Raw genomic sequence first — 18,957 nt, 5'->3', positions numbered from 1 at the left:
TTTAATTTGATAGAACTTCTCGCCCTGCGCCCACCTCATAGCTAACAAGTCCCTCCATTCCGGCAACGACATGGATCTTGTTATCGCACGTCCCGAAGGCTTGTACTGCCCCGCCGGCGATTTCTACATCGATCCGTGGCGGCCGGTCGAGCGCTCGGTCATCACCCACGCCCACGGCGACCATGCCCGCACCGGCAATGAACACTATCTGGCGGCGGCTCCCGGTGAAGGGATTCTGCGTGCGCGACTGGGCCAGGACATCGATTTGCAAACCCTGGCCTATGGCGAGCGGTTGCTACATCACGGCGTCACCCTGAGTTTTCACCCTGCCGGTCACGTACTCGGCTCGGCCCAGGTGCGCCTCGAATATGGCGGTGAAGTCTGGGTCGCTTCCGGTGACTACAAAATCGAACCCGACGGCACGTGCGCCCCGTTCGAACCGGTGCGCTGCCACACCTTCATCACCGAATCGACCTTCGGCCTGCCGATCTATCGCTGGCAACCGCAAGCAGAAGTGTTTGCCGAGATCAATCAGTGGTGGCAAGCCAACGCCGCCGAGGACAAGGCCAGCGTGTTGTTCTGCTATTCCTTCGGCAAGGCCCAGCGCATTCTCCACGGCATCGACGCCAGCCTCGGCCCGATTCTGGCGCATGGCGCGGTTGAGCCGCTCAATCGCGTCTATCGCGAAAGCGGCATATACCTGCCGCCAACCCTCTATGCCGGGGAAGTACAAAAAAGCGACCCGATGATGCGCAAAGCCCTGGTCATCGCCCCACCTTCGGCCAGCGGCAGTACCTGGATGCGTCGCTTTGGCGACTACAGCGACGGCTTCGCCAGCGGCTGGATGCGCCTGCGCGGTACGCGGCGGCGTCGCGGTGTAGATCGCGGCTTTGTACTTTCCGACCACGCCGATTGGCCGGGCCTGCTCTGGGCCATTGAACAGACCGGCGCCGAACGGGTGATGGTTACCCACGGTTCTGTCGCCGTACTGGTGCGTCACCTGCGCGAGCAAGGCCTCGATGCCCAGGGCTTTACCACCGAATACGGAGACGATGAAGAAGAGCCCTCACCCACCGCACCCGAGAGGGTCGAGTCGCAGCCATGAAAGCCTTCGCCGAGTTGTACGCCGAGCTCGACGCCACGACCTCAAGCAACGCCAAACTGGCGGCGATGCAACACTACTTCGCTCAGGCTGCCCCCGAAGACGCGGCGTGGGCGGTGTACTTTTTGTCCGGCGGACGCCCCAGGCAACTGGTGCCGGTCCGTGTCCTGCGAGAACTGGCGGTAGCGTATTCCGGGCTGTCGACATGGCTATTCGAAGAAAGTTATCAGGCGGTGGGCGACCTGGCGGAAACCATTTCACTGGTACTGCCGGAATCGGTGCATAGCTCCAACGATGGGCTGGCGGTGTGGATTGAAGACAAGCTACTGCCATTGCGTGGCGAATCCCCCGACGTGCTCGCCGAACGACTGCCCGAACTCTGGCAGCAACTGGACCGCTCGAGCCTGATGTTGTGCATCAAGTTGATCACCGGCAGTTTCCGCGTCGGTGTTTCCAAGTTGCTGGTGACCCGCGCCTTGGCATCGATGGCTCATCTCGACAGCAAACGCGTGGCCCAGCGGTTGGTGGGTTATACCGATTTGTCCAATCGCCCGAGCGCGGCCAGCTACCTGAAACTGATCGCCGCCGAATCTGCCGACGAGCATGACCAGCGCGGAGGTCAGCCCTATCCGTTTTTCCTCGCCCACGCGCTGTCGCAACCAGTGGAGCAGTTTGAAGTGCTACTTGGGCCCGCCAGTGATTGGCAAGTCGAGTGGAAGTGGGATGGCATCCGCGCCCAAGTGGTCAAGCGTGACGGGAGGCTGTGGATCTGGTCGCGGGGTGAAGAACTGGTCACCGAACGTTTTCCCGAATTCGAAAGCCTCGTTCATTGCCTGCCTGACGGCACAGTGATCGACGGGGAAATTGTCGTGTGGAAGACAGCACAACCCGCTACCGAAGATGCCTTCAACCCGCAATCGCCAACGTCACCCTCAGTGCAACCATTCGCCCTGCTCCAGCAGCGGATTGGCCGCAAAACCTTGAGCAAGAAAATTCTCAGCGATGTCCCCGTGGTCGTTCTCGCTTACGACTTGCTGGAATGGCAAGGCGAAGACTGGCGCAACCAGCAGCAAGCCCGGCGTCGCGCGCAACTGGAACAGGTCATCGCCCACGCCAGCAATCCGGTATTACTCGCCTCGCCATTGCTGACCGGTAAAGATTGGTTTGACCTCGCCCGGCAACGGGAAGCGTCTCGCAGCCTCGGCGTCGAAGGCATGATGCTCAAGGCGCGGGAAGCGCTATACGGCGTCGGCCGTACCAAGGACATCGGAGTGTGGTGGAAATGGAAAGTCGACCCGTTCAGCGTCGACGCGGTGCTTATTTACGCGCAACGCGGGCATGGCCGCCGGGCCAGTCTCTACAGCGACTACACCTTCGCCGTCTGGGACGGTCCACCGGATGCCAACGAACGCGCACTGGTGCCGTTCGCCAAGGCTTACTCGGGGCTGACTGATGAAGAAATGCGCCAGGTCGACAACATCGTGCGTAGAACCACCGTGGAAAAATTCGGCCCGGTGATCAGTGTGAAACCCAGCCTGGTGTTCGAGTTGGGCTTTGAGGGGATTGCCCTGTCCAAGCGGCACAAAAGCGGGATTGCGGTGCGGTTTCCGCGAATGTTGCGCTGGCGGCAGGATAAAACCGTCGATGAGGCCGACCACCTCGGCACCTTGCAGGACTTGCTCAGCTAACCACTCCACCTGTAGCGAGGGAGCTTGCTCCCGCTGGGCTGCGAAGCGGCCCCAAACCCTGTCCACACAGTGCCTCAGTCGAACCCGTTGAATCGCGATGACGACTGCTGCGCAGCCGAGCGGGAGCAAGCTCCCTCGCCACAATGATTCATGTCTGTTCGAACCGAAACAGTGCAGGCTTCCCACGCCGCCCATTTTCGTGCACTAATCCCCTCCGGCAATTTCCCGAGCGCCTTTTAAACGCTTGTTCGCCACTCTGGTTCGGAAATTGCTACTTTCATTAGGTCTTACGCTTACCAGTAACAATAATTCTGCGCCACAAGCGCTCATATTGGTTCTTAGGGATTGAATAATGAAAAAAGCATTGCTGACCCTTTCTGCACTGGCATTGTGCGTAGCTGCTGGCTCTGCGCTGGCAAAGGAATACAAGGAATTGCGTTTTGGCGTTGACCCTTCCTACGCACCGTTCGAGTCGAAAGCGGCCGACGGCAACCTGGTGGGCTTCGACATCGATCTGGGGAACGCAATCTGTGCCGAGCTGAAGGTCAAGTGCAAATGGGTCGAAAGCGATTTCGACGGCATGATTCCTGGCCTGAAGGCCAATAAATTCGACGGTGTGATCTCCTCGATGACCGTCACCCCGGCCCGCGAAAAAGTCATCGACTTCTCCAGCGAGCTGTTCTCCGGCCCAACCGCTTACGTGTCGAAGAAAGGTTCTGGCATCACCGCTGACGTCGCTTCGCTGAAGGGCAAAACCGTTGGCTATGAGCAAGGCACCATCCAGGAAGCCTATGCCAAAGCCGTTCTCGACAAGGCTGGCGTGAAAACCCAGGCCTATCAGAACCAGGACCAGGTGTATTCCGACCTGACTTCCGGTCGTCTCGACGCCGGCATCCAGGACATGCTGCAAGCTGAGCTGGGCTTCCTGAAGTCGCCAAACGGTGCAGGTTACGAAATCAGCCAGCCAGTCGACAGCGAACTGCTGCCAGCCAAAACTGCGGTCGGTATTAAGAAAGGTAACACCGAGCTGAAAGCACTTTTGGATAAAGGTATCAAAGCGTTACACGATGATGGCACCTACGCCACCATCCAGAAGAAACACTTTGGCGATCTGAATCTGTACAGCGGCAAATAATGCCCGGCGCCCATCTTGCGATGGGCGCTTTTTTCTTCCGATCAGGTTGCTGATTTATGTTCGAAAACCTCCTGCAAAATCTGGGGCTCTCAGCCTTCAGCCTCAAGGGCTTCGGTCCTTTGCTGATGGAAGGCACCTGGATGACCATCAAATTATCGGCGATGTCGCTGCTGGTGGCCGTATTGCTCGGCCTGCTCGGCGCCAGTGCCAAACTGTCTAAAGTCAAACTGCTGCGCCTGGTTGCCCAGTGCTACACCACGCTGATTCGCGGGGTGCCGGACCTGGTGCTGATGCTGCTGATCTTCTACAGCCTGCAAACCTGGCTGACGTCGCTCACCGACTACATGGAATGGGAATACATCGAGATCAACCCGTTCAGCGCCGGGGTCCTGACCCTGGGCTTCATTTACGGCGCCTACTTCACCGAGACGTTCCGCGGCGCCATCCTTGCCGTGCCTCGCGGTCAGGTCGAAGCGGCCACCGCCTACGGCCTCAAGCGTGGCCAGCGTTTTCGTATCGTGGTGTTCCCGCAAATGATGCGCTACGCCCTGCCGGGTATCGGCAATAACTGGATGGTGATGCTCAAGGCCACCGCGCTGGTGTCGATCATCGGTCTCGCCGATCTGGTCAAGGCCGCGCAGGACGCCGGTAAAAGCAGCTATCAACTGTTCTACTTCCTGGTGCTCGCTGCGCTGATCTATCTGCTGATCACCAGCGCCTCCAACTTCATTCTGCGCTGGCTCGAACGCCGCTATGCCGCCGGTACCCGGGAGGCCGTACGATGATCGAACTCCTGCAGGAATACTGGAAAGCTTTCCTCTACACCGACGGCCAAAACATCACCGGCCTGGCCATGACCCTGTGGCTGCTCAGTGCGTCGATCTTCATCGGTTTCATCGTCTCGATCCCGCTGTCCATCGCCCGGGTTTCGCCGCACTTCTACATTCGTTGGCCGGTGCAGTTCTACACCTATCTGTTCCGTGGCACGCCGCTCTATATCCAGTTGCTGATCTGCTACACCGGGATCTACAGCCTGGCCGCCGTGCGCGAGCAACCGTTGCTCGACAGCTTTTTCCGCGATGCGATGAACTGCACCATCCTCGCTTTTGCCCTGAACACCTGCGCCTACACCACGGAGATCTTCGCCGGGGCGATTCGCAGCATGAACCACGGCGAAGTCGAAGCCGCCAAGGCTTACGGTCTGACAGGCTGGAAGTTGTATGCCTACGTGATCATGCCTTCGGCCCTGCGTCGCTCGTTGCCGTATTACAGCAACGAAGTGATCCTGATGCTGCACTCGACCACCGTGGCGTTCACCGCGACCATCCCGGACATCCTGAAAGTCGCCCGGGACGCCAACTCGGCGACCTTCCTGACCTTCCAGTCGTTCGGCATCGCCGCGCTGATCTACCTGACCGTCACCTTTGCGCTGGTCGGCCTGTTCCGCCTCGCCGAACGTCGATGGCTGGCCTTCCTCGGGCCGACTCACTAAGACCCGCTTCGGGATATAAGAAAAATGCGCCACCAGATTCATGACCTGCTGGCCCCGCTGCCGGGGACCGCACGACAGATTCACAGTTTTCACTTCGGGCCGACATCGGCGCCTACCGTTACAAGCGCCCAACGCAAGATCTACATCCAGTCGTCCCTGCATGCCGATGAAATGCCCGGCATGTTGGTGGCCTGGCACCTCAAGCAGCGTCTGGCGGAGCTTGAAGCCGCAGGCCGCCTGCGCAGCGAAATCGTGCTGGTGCCAGTCGCCAACCCGGTCGGACTGGAACAAGTGTTGATGGATGTTCCGCTAGGCCGTTACGAGCTGGAAAGCGGGCAGAACTTCAATCGCTGGTTCGTCGATTTGAGCGAAGAGGTCGGCAACGAAATCGAAGGCCAGCTCGGTGATGATCCGCAGCGCAACCTCGAACTGATCCGCAACAGCCTGCGCAACGCCCTCGCCCGGCAGACCGCCAGCACCCAGTTGCAATCCCAGCGCCTGACCCTGCAACGGCTGGCCTGCGATGCCGACATGGTGCTGGACCTGCATTGCGATTTCGAAGCCGTCGCGCACCTGTACACCACGCCTGACGCCTGGCCGCAGGTCGAGCCGCTGGCCCGTTACATCGGTGCAGAAGCCAGCCTGCTGGCCACCGATTCCGGCGGTCAGTCGTTCGACGAATGCTTCACCCTGCTCTGGTGGCAATTGAAAGAACGCTTCGGCGAGCAATTCGACATTGCGCCGGGCAGTTTTTCGGTCACCGTCGAGCTGCGCGGCCAGGGCGACGTCAATCACCCACTGGCCAGCCTCGACAGCCAGGCGCTGATTGATTACCTGATTCACTTCGGCGCCATTGCCGGCGAACCAGCGCCCCTGCCCGAGCTGCCCTACCCGGCCACGCCGCTGGCGGGTGTCGAGCCGGTGGCCACGCCGGTCGGTGGTTTGCTGGTATTTACCGCACTGCCGGGGGAATACCTGGAAGCCGGACAGCTTGTCGCCGAAATCATCGATCCGATCTCTGACCGTGTCACGCCTGTCCACTGCACCGCCGCCGGGTTGATGTACGCCCGTTCGCTGCGCCGCATGGCCACGGCCGGCATGGTGATCGCCCACGTCGCGGGCGCCGAAGCCTATCGCAGCGGCTACCTACTTTCGCCTTGAGGATGCATGCTCCATGTACAAACTGACCATTGAAGGCCTGCATAAAAGCTATGGCGATCATGAGGTGCTCAAAGGCGTTTCGCTCAAGGCCAACACCGGCGACGTCATCAGCCTGATCGGCGCCAGCGGCTCGGGCAAAAGTACTTTTTTGCGCTGCATCAACTTTCTCGAACAACCCAACGACGGGGCGATGAGCCTCGACGGCCAGGCGATCCGCATGGTCAAGGATCACCACGGCATGCACGTCGCCGATCCCGATGAACTGCAGCGGATCCGCACCCGCCTGGCCATGGTGTTCCAGCACTTCAACCTGTGGAGCCACATGACCGTGCTGGAAAACATAACCATGGCCCCGCGTCGGGTGCTGGGTTGCAGCAAGCAGGAAGCCGAAGACCGCGCGAGACGCTACCTCGACAAGGTTGGCCTGCCGGCACGTGTCGCCGATCAGTACCCGGCGTTCCTCTCCGGCGGTCAGCAACAGCGCGTCGCCATTGCCCGCGCGTTGGCCATGGAACCGGAAGTCATGCTGTTCGACGAACCGACCTCGGCGCTGGACCCGGAACTGGTAGGCGAAGTGCTCAAAGTGATCCAGGGCCTGGCTGAAGAAGGCCGGACCATGATCATGGTGACCCACGAAATGAGCTTCGCCCGCAAGGTGTCGAGCCAGGTGTTGTTTCTGCATCAGGGCCTGGTGGAAGAAGAAGGCGCGCCGGAAGACGTGCTGGGTAACCCGAAGAGCGAGCGGTTGAAGCAGTTTCTTAGCGGCAACTTGAAGTAACTGCTTGCTGTTAAACGGGAGCCAGGCTGACTGGTTCCCGTCACTCAACGCGCTTCGTACTCCAGCCTGAAGCTACCGTTCTCCACCTCCAAACCATCGGCATCCAGTCCGCTGAAGCGTCCGGAAAACTGGGCATCTCCGCCAACGGTCAACTCGAGTCTGCCGCGATAAAGTTCCGCTTCGGAGGTGCCTGTCACATGGATGACCATAGGCGACCTTTCGCCCAGCCCCAGGCTAAAGCTGCCACTCTCGAGTTCCACCGGTAAATAGACGTAAAACTCCTTGCCCTGACCATTGTTCGCCTCGATAAAGTGGACGCCCGGCAGGTCGTAGTAGTTGAGACCCTCGGTCACACGAAACTCCAAAGTGCCCTCAGTCGTGATCACATCGGCACTCAAGTGCCCCGTTCTATCTGTACTCATCTGAATTCCTTTTCATATTCATTGATAACTGCGCGGCGATAAAAACACGCCTGACCTGCCGATAGGTTTCAACGGTAAACACAGTTATTTCCGGATATGAGAATCCTCGGCGATGAGCTTTTGTAGGAGCTGCCGAAGGCTGCGATCTTTTGATTTTGCTTCTACAAATCAAGATCAAAAGATCGCAGCCTGCGGCAGTTCCTACAGATCCGCGTTAAACCTTTGGTAGTGCGTCGTGGTCACTGAAGGAAGACTTTCAGAGCGCACACCGCCGGCATGGGAACCACCTCCGACTTCGCCAAACGCTGGTTCAGCGCTCGCGCCTGGAAGCCGTTCACCTTTCAGAAACAGGTGTGGGCCGCAGTAAAACAAGGGCAGTCCGGGTTGCTGCACGCCAGCACCGGCGCCGGCAAAACCTACGCAGTCTGGTTCGGCGCGCTCAATCGCTTTGCCCGCTCTTCACCACCCATTGAAACGCCCCGCAAACGCAAACCCGTCGCCGATCCCCTGACTGTGTTGTGGATAACGCCTATGCGCGCCTTGGCCGCCGACACGGCCCGCGCACTGGAAGCGCCGTTACAGGATTTGCAGATTCCGTGGAGCATCGGTCTGCGCACCGGCGACACCAGCAGCAGCGAGCGGGCGCGTCAAAGCCGCCGGCTGCCGACCACGCTGATCACTACGCCGGAAAGCCTGACCCTGATGCTGGCCCGTGCCGACGCACAAAGCGCACTCTCGACATTGCGCATGGTGGTGGTTGATGAATGGCATGAATTACTCGGCAACAAACGTGGTGTGCAATTGCAATTGGCGCTTGCTCGCTTGCGTCGCTGGCATCCCGAATTGATCGTTTGGGGCGTTTCCGCGACGCTGGGTAATCAGTCCCACGCCGAACAGGTCTTGATCCCACAGGGTGGCGGCGCAAGCGTTCAGGGCCAAACCAACAAGGAGCTGCGGGTCGATACGTTGCTTGCGCCTACCATCGAACGTTTTCCATGGGCTGGCCACATCGGACTGAAGATGTTGCCGCAAGTGGTTTCCGAGATTGAGTCCTGCGCCAGCAGCCTGGTTTTTACCAACACCCGTGCCCAATCGGAGATCTGGTACCAGGCCCTGCTTGACGCCCGCCCGGACTGGGCCGGCTTGATCGCGCTGCATCACAGTTCGTTGTCCCGCGACACCCGCGACTGGGTCGAACGCGCGCTCAAGGAAGGTCAACTCAAAGCAGTGGTCTGCACCTCCAGCCTGGATCTGGGCGTGGACTTTCTGCCGGTGGAACGGGTGCTGCAAATCGGCTCGGCTAAAGGCGTGGCGCGGCTGATGCAGCGCGCGGGTCGCTCCGGTCATGCACCGGGGCGAGTTTCGCGAGTCACGCTGGTGCCGACCCACAGTCTTGAATTGATCGAGGCCGCAGCGGCGCAGGATGCGGTGGCGCAACGTCGCATCGAACCCCGCGAGTCTCCCCACAAGCCACTGGACGTGCTGGTGCAACACTTGGTCAGCATGGCGTTGGGCGGCGGATTTCTGCCCGATGACTTGTACGAAGAAGTGCGCGGCGCCTGGGCGTATCGCGACCTGAGCCCGGCGGAATGGGTTTGGGCGTTGGCTTTCGTACGCCATGGCGGGCTTTCTCTGACAGCCTATCCGGATTACCGGCGTGTCGAACCCGATGAATCGGGCGTGTGGCGGGTACCGGATGCGCGCTTGGCTCGTCGGCATCGCATGAGCATCGGCACTATCGTCAGCGACGCGAGCCTCCAGTTGAAGTTCTGGAGCAAGGGCGGCGGGGGCAAGCAACTCGGCAGTGTCGAAGAAGGCTTCATCGCGCGCCTTAAGCCGGGCGATGGTTTCCTGTTCGCAGGGCGCTTGCTGGAGTTGGTGCGGGTGGAAAACATGACCGCCTACGTCAAACGCAGCACCGTGAAAAAAGCGGCGGTGCCACGCTGGAATGGCGGGCGCATGCCGCTGTCCAACGAGTTGGCCAATGCTGTGGTTGTGCGCTTCAGTGCGGCGGCGAAAGGCGAATTCATCGGTCCGGAAATGCGGGCGTTGCGCCCGCTGCTGGAGCTGCAACAAAAGTGGTCCGGCCTGCCAACCGAAAAAAGTCTGCTGGCCGAAACGCTGAAATCCCGCGAAGGCTGGCACCTTTTCCTCTATCCCTTTGCCGGGCGTCAGGTACATCTTGGGTTGGCGAGCCTGCTGGCGTGGCGAGTCAGTCAACGGCAGTCGCTGACCTTTTCTATCGCAGTCAATGATTACGGACTGGAACTGCTGAGCGCGACGCCTGTGGATTGGCACGTACAGCTCAATCCTGAACTGTTTGATTCGCAGCAGCTGTTGGTTGACGTGCTCGCCAGCCTGAATGCCGGTGAGCTGGCGCTACGCCGCTTTCGCGAGATCGCACGAATCGCCGGGCTGGTTTTCACCGGGTACCCGGGCGCGCCGAAAAGCACGCGTCAGGTTCAAGCGTCGAGCGGTTTGTTTTTTGAAGTGTTCAAACAGTACGACGCCCAGAATCTGCTGCTGGCCCAGGCCGGGGAAGAAGTCCTACGAGAGGAATTGGATATTCATCGTCTGGAGCAGACCCTGGAGCGGATCAATCGACTGCAACTCGATCTGCACACGATCAAGCGTCCTACGCCACTCGGATTTCCCTTGCTGGTGGAACGCATGCGCGAAAGCATGAGTTCGGAAAAGCTCGCGGATCGAATCAGGCGAATGGTCGACGATCTGGAGAAAACGGCCGAAACAAGGAAAGCCAGATGACCACGTCTTATCCGGTTCGACTGACAGGAGAAGAGCTTTGGTTATTGCCGGAAAAAGCCATCTACTGGCCGGCACAACAAGCGCTGCTGGTCGCCGACGTGCATTTCGGCAAGGCCGCCGCTTATCGCAGTTTGGGCCAGCCAGTACCACAAGGTACGACCGCTGAAAATATTGCCGTGCTGGACGCAATACTGGCAGCCCTGCCCTGTCGCCAGCTGATATTCCTCGGCGACTTTCTCCATGGGCCCGGTTCCCATGCGGTTGCTACGCTGAAGGCTTTGGCCGAATGGCGAACGCGGCACAGCGAGTTGCCGATGACGCTGATCCGCGGAAACCACGATAAGCGCGCCGGTGATCCGCCTGCTTCAATGAACATTCGCGTAGTGCCTGAGCCGTTGCTTCTTGGGCCCTTCGCCCTGCAACACGAACCCGATCTGCATCCGAGCCGGCATGTACTCGCCGGTCATGTGCATCCGGTCTATCGGCTGAACGGTCGAGGCCGGCAAAGTCTACGCCTGCCGTGCTTCAGACTCGGGAAAGAGATCAGTCTGTTACCCGCCTTCGGCGCATTTACCGGGGGATATCAAGTCCATCACGACGATGACTGTAGGATCTTTGTCATTGGTGACAACGAAATATGGCCAGTCAGCTGAAGTCTTCAAGGACATCAGCTGACTGACCATTCAATTTCTGCGCAGGACATCAGGCCACAGGCGCAGGGGGCGGCTCATCCGGCAGGGTGGGTTCACCGGGCTCGGTGGGTTGTTCGTTGGGGGTATCGGGATCAGGTTGACCGGGGATGCCCCCAGCCATGCTGATCGGCGGATGTGCCAACAAGGACCAGGCCAGGACGCCAACCTGATTGGGCTCGAGCCTTGCCAGTTCGGCACTTATTCGCGGGTCGATCTTCATAAAGCACTCCTGAGCGATGGCCCGATCCGCCTTGCGCGAATCGGAGCAGTACACTCCATAGAGTGTACGCTCGCTCAAGAATTCCCACGGTTTGTCAGACGGCTGACTCAGGTCCGCGGCAGGGTCACGCCACGCTGGCCCTGATACTTGCCACCGCGGTCCTTGTAGGAGACTTCACACTCTTCGTCGGACTCAAGGAACAACATCTGCGCCACGCCTTCGTTGGCGTAGATCTTGGCCGGCAAATTAGTGGTGTTGGAGAATTCCAGGGTCACGTGCCCTTCCCACTCAGGCTCGAGCGGCGTCACGTTGACGATGATGCCGCAGCGCGCGTAGGTGCTTTTACCCAGGCAAATGGTCAATACGTTACGCGGAATGCGGAAGTATTCGACGGTGCTGGCCAGGGCGAAGGAGTTCGGCGGAATGATGCAAACATCGCTGTGGATATCGACGAAGCTGCCCGCATCAAAGTTTTTCGGGTCGACGATCGCCGAATTGATGTTGGTGAACACCTTGAAATGATTGGTGCAACGCACATCGTAGCCGTAGCTCGACACGCCGTAGGAGATCACACGGCTATCATCGCTGCCGCGCACCTGGCGCTCGACGAAAGGCTCGATCATGCCGTGTTCCTGCGCCATGCGGCGAATCCACTTGTCCGATTTGATGCTCATGGCGGGTGTCCTGAATAGCGAGGTCGAAAAATTCTGTCCGGCATCTTACCGGGCGCGCCGCCGGGTTCAAAGTCCGCACTGCAATTCTCGCCGAACAGGCTGGAATTACACGCGATGGCGACGAACCGTCACACCGTCGATCCTTAAAATAGAGAAACCTTCGCAAGAAGCATTGGCACGTTCCGGAAAAAGGGTTAAGGTGGCGTCACTGTGCTGCTTGTGTCACTGAGAATCTCTACACGATATGTTGAATTTCGATCCAACCATCTACAAGAATTTTTCCTGCTCTTTGCACTCAGTCTCGGCCAGGGTTCTTCCTGAGTCGCAGTTATCTTTGTTCAAGGAGTTACACCATGTCTAATCGCCAAACCGGTACCGTTAAGTGGTTCAACGATGAAAAAGGCTTCGGCTTCATCACCCCACAATCCGGTGACGACCTGTTCGTTCACTTCAAAGCTATCCAATCCGACGGCTTCAAAAGCCTGAAAGAAGGCCAACAGGTTTCTTTCATCGCTACCCGCGGTCAGAAAGGCATGCAAGCTGAAGAAGTTCAAGTTATCTAACTTGTACTCGCTTTAGTAAAAAGCCCCGCCCTCAAAAGCGGGGCTTTTTTGTGCCTGCAGGTTTTTCGCAGGCGCAAAAAAGATCGCAGCCTTCGGCAGCTCCTACAGGACGTATGCCAATCCATGTAAGAGCTGCCGAAGACTGCGATCTTTCAGGCGTTACCAGGTCACGCCAAACCCAGCAGTGTACCGGGTCTTGTCCAGATCAGCATCGCTGGTCCCGTCGATAATGTCTCGCTCGGCCTTGAGGTTCAGCGACGCCCAGTCCGTCACCTTGTAACGCAATCCCATCTCGGCATCCAGCGCATATTCCGCCACGCCCGACAACGGTTTGCCCACCTCGCCATTGGTGAAGAATTCCACCTTCTTGCCGATCAGGTAGCGGTTGTAATCCCACTTCATCGCCACGGAATAGAAATTTTCCTTACTGCCATCGGCGAATTCATAATCCGTGCGGTTGACCAGTGAACCGAGCGAGAACGCACCCAGCTCATCATCCCAGAATTGATAACCAGGACCGGTACCGACCGTGCGCTGACGAGAAAGGTCTTCGACCTTGTCGCGCTTGTAGACCAGGCGACCCTGCCAGAACCATTTTTCCGTCAGGAAGCGGTCGAGGGAATACTCGGCTCGCCAATTGTCCGTTGTGACATCCTTGTCCTGATACTCGCGGTTGTACTCGCCTTCTGCGATGTGCCGCCAGCGGCCATGACGCGCCGTGGTCTTGAAGTCGATGTCGTAGTCGTCGGTATCTTTGTCCGCCCGCTGATAATCCAGCGCCGCGTCGATGTTGCCCTTCCACACCAGATCCTCGACCACCGGTTTAGGCTTGAGGATTTGCTGGACACTCGCCAGCTCAACAGTCTTTGGCGCTTCACCGTTTTCCAGGGTTACCTTGCCGTCTTCCGCCGCGTGCAAGGACTTGGCCTTCTCGCCGGTGTAGGCGTCTTGCTTGACCAGCAACTCCTGATCGCTTTCGAGGGTCTTGACCTGTTTCCAGTCGATCGGCACCGCACCGGCGTACTCGGTCTGGACCAACAGCTTGCCACCGTCGAACAGGATGATCTTGCCACTCAGCTTGTCACCGTTCTTCAACCAGACGGTGTCGGCGAGCAAGGGAGTGGAGGCACTGATGACAGCGAGGCACAGCAGGGTTCTGGACAACATAAGCAAATACAGGCTCAGGTTCGCGAAAAAAAGTCGGCATTATCCGTAGGAATAAGACCCTAGCAAGGACTGACACGACTATTTCTATTGAGTTCATTTCTCAACTGGCCATCCAGGATTTACTCTACAAGCGCAAAAGCGATTTTCATCAGGAACCCCGGACGTGACCGACCCAACCACCGAACCCGACAGCGCCGCACAAATCCGACGCACGGCGCTGTACTCGACGCTCGCGCAAGTGCCCGAGGGCAAAGTGGTGAGTTACGGTCAATTGGCCGAGCTGGCCGGGCTGGGACGTGCCGCCCGCTGGGTCGGACGCACCCTGAGTCAACTGCCCCCAGACAGCAAATTACCCTGGCATCGGGTACTCGGTGCTGGCGGACGAATAAGCTTGCCGGTGGGCAGCGCGTCCGGCGACGAACAACGCTCGCGTTTGCGCATGGAGGGCATCAGTATCCTGAATAATCGTGTTGATATTCAGCGCCATGGCTGGCGTCCGGTAGAGCACAGCGGTTAGAGTGCGCGCTTTGTTTCCGTATTTCTTGAGGCAGACTCCAGCCCATGCCCCGTAAAACCTGGCGCGCCGCGCTCGCCGCTTATGCCAGCCCTTCGACGCTTGTACTGTTGCTGCTTGGTTTCGCCGCCGGCCTGCCCTACATGCTGGTGTTCTCGACACTCTCAGTCTGGCTGCGTGAAGCCGGTGTGGCCCGCGAAACGATCGGCTACGCAAGCCTGATCGGTCTGGCCTATGCCTTCAAATGGGTCTGGTCGCCGCTACTCGACCAATGGCGCCTGCCCTTGCTCGGCAAGCTCGGTCGACGACGTTCATGGCTTGTCCTGTCCCAGGCCCTGGTGATTCTCGGCCTGATCGGCATGGGTTTCTGTGACCCGCAAAAGCATTTGTCCTGGTTGATCGCTATCGCGGTCGTCGTCGCCTTCGCCTCGGCAACGCAAGATATTGCGGTCGATGCCTATCGCCTGGAAATTGCCGAAGACAGCCGCCAGGCTGCCCTGGCCGCCAGTTACATGTCCGGCTATCGGATCGCCGCGCTGCTGGCGACGGCCGGCGCGCTGTTCTTCGCTGAAGGCTTCGGCTCCACCGGTTTCAACTACCAGCATTCCGCCTGGGCCGGCACTTACCTGCTCTTCGGCGCGCTGATGGTCCCGGCGTTGCTGACTTCCCTGTTCATGCGCGAACCGCCGGTGCCACTGCGTACGCAACTGCAGGCCGGGCGCTACAGTTTCGCGCATCAACTGGCCTCGGTCTTCGTCCTGATCGTACTGCTGGTTTCTGTGCCGGCCATGTTCACCCAGCTCTACAACACCGATTTCGCCAGCGTGCTGTTCGAAGGTGAGAGCCTGCTCGACCTGCTACTCGAAGATCGCGCGTTCCTGCGGGCGATCCTCTACACCACACTCACCGCCTTGTGCCTCTCGGCCATGGGTCGCCGTGGCCTCGCGCCGGTGCTGACACCGGTCAACGACTTCATTCTGCGTTACCGCTGGCAAGCGCTGCTTCTGCTTGGCTTGATCGCCACCTATCGGATGTCCGATACGGTCATGGGCGTGATGGCGAACGTGTTCTATATCGACATGGGCTTCACCAAGGATCAGATTGCCAGCGTCAGCAAGATCTTCGGCTTGATCATGACCCTGGTGGGCGCCGGCATGGGCGGCCTGCTGATCGTGCGCTTTGGCATCTTGCCGATCCTGTTCATTGGCGGCGCCGCATCGGCGGGCACCAATATCTTGTTCCTGATGCTCGCCGACATGGGCGCGAACCTGAACATGCTGATCGTGACCATCTCACTGGACAACTTCAGCTCGGGCCTGGCGACCTCGGCGTTTGTCGCCTACTTGTCCAGCCTGACCAACCTCAAATTCTCCGCCACCCAATACGCGCTCCTCAGCTCGATCATGCTCCTGCTGCCACGTCTTATCGGCGGCTACTCGGGTGTCATGGTGGAGAAATTCGGTTACCACAATTTCTTCCTGATCACCGCCCTGCTGGGCGTTCCGACGCTGTTATTGATCGCCCTGCATTGGTTCCAGGAGAACCGCCGCGCAGGTCCGACACCCTCGCAGGAACCGGCCCCGACCCAGGTCGTGGAAGAGTCGTAGGAAGCATCTGTAGGAAACATTGCAGAGGGCGGTCAGATTCCCGCCCTCCTGCCACACCGCCGACCGCACGCCTGTACGCCAGCAGATCTCGCCCGTACAATGCTCCGTCATTTCTCGTCATCAGCAATCGATAACGGCCAACCATGCGCACCAGTCAATTTTTGCTCGCCACACAGAAAGAAACGCCTTCCGACGCGGTCGTGATCAGCCATCAGCTGATGCTGCGCGCCGGCATGATCCGCAAACTCGCCTCGGGCCTGTACACCTGGCTGCCGATGGGCTTGCGAGTGATGCGCAAGGTCGAAGCCGTCGTTCGTGAAGAAATGAACGCCGCCGGCTCGCTTGAAGTGTTGATGCCGAGCACTCAACCGGCTGAACTGTGGCAGGAATCCGGTCGCTGGGAAGAGTACGGCCCTGAACTGCTGCGCTTCAAGGATCGCCATGGTCGCGACTTCTGCGCCGGCCCGACCCACGAAGAAGTCATCACCGATCTGATGCGCAACGAGTTGAGCAGCTACAAGCAGCTGCCGATCAACCTGTACCAGATCCAGACCAAATTCCGTGACGAAATCCGCCCACGCTTCGGTTTGATGCGCGGCCGCGAATTCATCATGAAAGACGCCTATTCGTTCCACGCTGACCAGCCTTCGCTGCAGGTCACCTACGATCGGATGCACCAGGCGTACTGCAACGTGTTCACCCGTCTGGGCCTGAAATTCCGCCCTGTTGAGGCCGACAACGGCTCCATCGGTGGCGCCGGCTCCCACGAATTCCACGTATTGGCCGAATCCGGCGAAGACGACATCGTCTTCAGCAACGGCTCTGATTACGCGGCGAACATCGAGAAGGCCGAGGCCGTGCCACGGGAGACTTCCCGTCCCGCTGCGAGCGAAGAGTTGCGCCTGGTCGACACTCCAGACACCAAGACCATTGCCGCACTGGTGGAAAAATTCAATCTGCCGATCGAAAAGACCATCAAGACCCTGATCGTGCATGCCGAGGAAGAAGGCAAGCTGATTGCCCTGATCATCCGTGGCGACCACGAACTCAACGAGATCAAGGCTGCGAACCAGCCAGGCGTGGCCAGTCCACTGGTCATGGCCAGCGATGCCGAGCTGCGTGACGCCATTGGCGCCGGCGCCGGCTCCCTCGGCCCGTTGAACCTGCCGCTGCCAATCATCATCGACCGTTCCGTCGAATTGATGAGCGACTTCGGCATCGGCGCCAACATCGACGACAAGCATTACTTCGGCGTGAACTGGGAACGCGATCTGCCGGTTCCGACCGTGGCTGACCTGCGCAACGTGGTTTCTGGCGACCCAAGCCCGGACGGCAAAGGCACCCTGGAAATCAAGCGCGGCATCGAAGTCGGGCACATCTTCCAGCTGGGCAACAAGTACAGCAAAGCGATGAAGTGCGAAGTGCTGGGCGAGAACGGCAAGCCGGTCACCCTGGAAATGGGCTGCTACGGCATCGGCGTTTCCCGCGTGGTTGCAGCGGCTATCGAACAGAACAACGACGAAAAAGGCATCATCTGGAGCGACACCCTGGCGCCATTCCAGGTCGCCTTGGTGCCGTTGCGCTACGAGACCGAGCAGGTTCGCGAAGCCACCGACAAGCTCTATGCAGAACTGACTGCGGCCGGCTTCGAAGTGCTGTTGGACGATCGCGACAAGAAAACCAGCCCGGGCATCAAGTTCGCGGACATGGAGCTGATCGGCATTCCTCACCGGATCGTGGTCAGTGACCGCGGCCTCGCCGAAGGCAACCTGGAATACAAGAGCCGTACCGAGGCCGAGCCGCAAGCGCTGCCGGTCGCTGACGTACTGTCTTTCCTGCAGGCCCGTATCCGCCGCTGAAACCAGATAGAGACGTCATGTTCAAGCGAAACACCTTAGGCCTCGGTGGTGCCGCCCTGTGCGGCGCCCTGCTGGTCAGCGGCTGTGCCAATCACATGTCACAACGCAGCGAGCACGAGGAACGTGTCGAGCGCAAATTGCTCGATCACAGCCTGCAGATCGATGTCGGCGAGCCCAAGGTGCTTGAGCTGCCGCAACGGCGGGTGAAAATTCACGAGCAGAAGACTTTCGAAGTCACCGAGTTCGAAGTCACCCGCCATTACGATCGCTACACGCCCTACCAACCCTGGCGGGAGGTCTACGAGATCCCGTTGGGCGCGGTGGCGGTGGTCGGCGCTGTCGGCGCGAACGTGGTCAACGTGTTTGCCCTCGGCAACCTTCCGGATACCGTGACCAAGGACTGGTTCAGCTACGGTTTTGCCGGGCTCAACCCGTTCATGAACGTGCAGTCCAACGGTCGTGCGCAGCAGAACCTGGCGGGTATCGACGAAGTTCAGCTCGATAAACGCACGGAGTATTCGAGCCTGCCGTGGAGCGAGCGCCCGGTCGAGGTCAAGGCCGGCAAGGAAACGTTCGAGTTGAGCACCGACAAAAACGGCGTGTTGCGCCTGAATCTGCTGGACAGCCCGTTCGCCGAACATGACCTCAATCACCTGGGCAAGCTGCAGATCAGTGTCGCCGATGCCAAGGACGATGTGCACACCGACTCTACCCTGGCGCTGAGCAACACCCTGCGTGGCAAACTGCTCGAAGCCCATGGTCTGATTTACGACGACCTTGAAGACGACGAAGTGAGCCAGTGGGTACACCGGGTCAAACGCCTGTCGGAATTGGGTCTGGAAGAAGAAGCCAGTGAATTGGAACAAAGCCTGATCGAACTGACCCGCAACGATCCTGAACTGCAGACCGAGTTTTTGAAGTCGCTGACCAAGGATGCCGGGCGGTTGGTGGCGGATCCGGGGCCGAATTAAGACCCGCTAAAAGATCGCAGCCTGCGGCAGTCCTACAGGGAAACGCATTCCCATGCAGGAGCTGCCGAAGGCTGCGATCTTTTGAATTTTAACGCTCAAACAACTCCATCTGCTCAAACCCACCCCGCAAATCCTCCAGTCTCACC

The 18,957-nt window shown here is 59.2% G+C and carries 18 protein-coding genes; 14 read left to right on the top strand and 4 right to left on the bottom strand.

Annotation, left to right across the window (positions count from 1 at the left end):
- Positions 1–70 precede the first annotated feature (70 nt).
- From KGB21_RS24470 to KGB21_RS24440, 7 genes are all read left to right on the top strand, one after another.
- Entirely contained in the window at positions 71–1,105 is a 1,035-nt protein-coding gene (locus tag KGB21_RS24470; protein WP_223506978.1) for a ligase-associated DNA damage response exonuclease, read from the top strand.
- Positions 1,102–2,790, top strand: a complete 1,689-nt coding sequence (locus KGB21_RS24465; RefSeq protein ID WP_223506977.1) for an ATP-dependent DNA ligase — start codon at positions 1,102–1,104, stop codon at positions 2,788–2,790. Before KGB21_RS24470 ends, KGB21_RS24465 begins: the two co-directional genes overlap by 4 nt.
- A 352-nt stretch (positions 2,791–3,142) precedes the next feature.
- A complete protein-coding gene (locus tag KGB21_RS24460) occupies positions 3,143–3,925 on the top strand; it encodes a transporter substrate-binding domain-containing protein (RefSeq protein WP_034146779.1) in 783 nt (260 codons plus the stop codon).
- A gap of 56 nt (positions 3,926–3,981) precedes the next feature.
- Entirely contained in the window at positions 3,982–4,710 is a 729-nt protein-coding gene (locus KGB21_RS24455) for an ABC transporter permease (RefSeq protein ID WP_150704500.1), read from the top strand.
- Positions 4,707–5,417, top strand: coding sequence for an ABC transporter permease (locus KGB21_RS24450; protein ID WP_223506976.1), 711 nt, complete (start codon positions 4,707–4,709; stop codon positions 5,415–5,417). Before KGB21_RS24455 ends, KGB21_RS24450 begins: the two co-directional genes overlap by 4 nt.
- Before the next feature lie 24 nt (positions 5,418–5,441).
- A complete protein-coding gene (locus tag KGB21_RS24445; RefSeq protein WP_223506975.1) occupies positions 5,442–6,578 on the top strand; it encodes a succinylglutamate desuccinylase/aspartoacylase family protein in 1,137 nt (378 codons plus the stop codon).
- Between the two features lie 13 nt (positions 6,579–6,591).
- Positions 6,592–7,356: an ABC transporter ATP-binding protein gene (locus tag KGB21_RS24440; RefSeq protein WP_034146783.1), complete on the top strand. Its 765-nt coding sequence runs from the start codon at positions 6,592–6,594 to the stop codon at positions 7,354–7,356.
- Between the two features lie 44 nt (positions 7,357–7,400).
- Here the strand turns inward: KGB21_RS24440 and KGB21_RS24435 are convergent, their stop codons facing one another.
- Entirely contained in the window at positions 7,401–7,778 is a 378-nt protein-coding gene (locus tag KGB21_RS24435) for a hypothetical protein (protein WP_223506974.1), read from the bottom strand.
- A 276-nt stretch (positions 7,779–8,054) separates the two neighbouring features.
- On the opposite strand from KGB21_RS24435, the gene KGB21_RS24430 reads away from it, so the two are divergent.
- Both KGB21_RS24430 and pdeM read left to right on the top strand, forming a co-directional pair.
- On the top strand, positions 8,055–10,544 hold the full coding sequence (locus KGB21_RS24430; RefSeq protein WP_223506973.1) for a ligase-associated DNA damage response DEXH box helicase: 2,490 nt from the start codon (positions 8,055–8,057) through the stop codon (positions 10,542–10,544).
- The gene (gene pdeM / locus KGB21_RS24425; protein WP_223506972.1) at positions 10,541–11,197 is read left to right on the top strand and encodes a ligase-associated DNA damage response endonuclease PdeM; all 657 of its coding nucleotides are present in this window, start codon (positions 10,541–10,543) and stop codon (positions 11,195–11,197) included. Before KGB21_RS24430 ends, pdeM begins: the two co-directional genes overlap by 4 nt.
- Positions 11,198–11,246: 49 nt before the next feature.
- Here the strand turns inward: pdeM and KGB21_RS24420 are convergent, their stop codons facing one another.
- Together KGB21_RS24420 and dcd are read right to left on the bottom strand one after the other, a co-directional pair.
- Positions 11,247–11,456 carry a hypothetical protein gene (locus KGB21_RS24420; RefSeq protein ID WP_017336784.1) on the bottom strand — a complete coding sequence of 70 codons (210 nt, stop codon included), beginning with the start codon at positions 11,454–11,456 and terminating at the stop codon, positions 11,247–11,249.
- A 107-nt stretch (positions 11,457–11,563) separates the two neighbouring features.
- Entirely contained in the window at positions 11,564–12,130 is a 567-nt protein-coding gene (dcd, locus tag KGB21_RS24415) for a dCTP deaminase (protein ID WP_007904652.1), read from the bottom strand.
- 353 nt (positions 12,131–12,483) lie between these two features.
- On the opposite strand from dcd, the gene KGB21_RS24410 reads away from it, so the two are divergent.
- Positions 12,484–12,693 carry a cold-shock protein gene (locus KGB21_RS24410; protein WP_002554837.1) on the top strand — a complete coding sequence of 70 codons (210 nt, stop codon included), beginning with the start codon at positions 12,484–12,486 and terminating at the stop codon, positions 12,691–12,693.
- A gap of 159 nt (positions 12,694–12,852) precedes the next feature.
- Here the strand turns inward: KGB21_RS24410 and KGB21_RS24405 are convergent, their stop codons facing one another.
- A complete protein-coding gene (locus tag KGB21_RS24405) occupies positions 12,853–13,860 on the bottom strand; it encodes a DUF481 domain-containing protein (protein WP_034146787.1) in 1,008 nt (335 codons plus the stop codon).
- A gap of 163 nt (positions 13,861–14,023) precedes the next feature.
- Between KGB21_RS24405 and KGB21_RS24400 the strand changes: the two genes are divergently transcribed.
- The 4 genes from KGB21_RS24400 to KGB21_RS24385 all read left to right on the top strand — a co-directional run bounded on the left by KGB21_RS24400 (position 14,024) and on the right by KGB21_RS24385 (position 18,811).
- Complete coding sequence (locus tag KGB21_RS24400; RefSeq protein ID WP_034146788.1) at positions 14,024–14,377, top strand: MGMT family protein; 354 nt, start codon at positions 14,024–14,026, stop codon at positions 14,375–14,377.
- A gap of 44 nt (positions 14,378–14,421) precedes the next feature.
- Entirely contained in the window at positions 14,422–15,981 is a 1,560-nt protein-coding gene (locus tag KGB21_RS24395; protein WP_223506971.1) for an AmpG family muropeptide MFS transporter, read from the top strand.
- Positions 15,982–16,124: 143 nt separating this feature from the next.
- The gene (locus tag KGB21_RS24390) at positions 16,125–17,840 is read left to right on the top strand and encodes a proline--tRNA ligase (protein WP_034146790.1); all 1,716 of its coding nucleotides are present in this window, start codon (positions 16,125–16,127) and stop codon (positions 17,838–17,840) included.
- Positions 17,841–17,857: 17 nt separating this feature from the next.
- On the top strand, positions 17,858–18,811 hold the full coding sequence (locus KGB21_RS24385; protein ID WP_223506970.1) for a hypothetical protein: 954 nt from the start codon (positions 17,858–17,860) through the stop codon (positions 18,809–18,811).
- Positions 18,812–18,957: the final 146 nt, after the last annotated feature.

The organism is Pseudomonas sp. GL-RE-29 (assembly GCF_019947275.1).
Lineage (GTDB): Bacteria > Pseudomonadota > Gammaproteobacteria > Pseudomonadales > Pseudomonadaceae > Aquipseudomonas > Aquipseudomonas fluorescens_A.
Note: the sequence above shows the minus strand (reverse complement) of the source record. Positions and strands in the feature narration are given on the sequence as shown.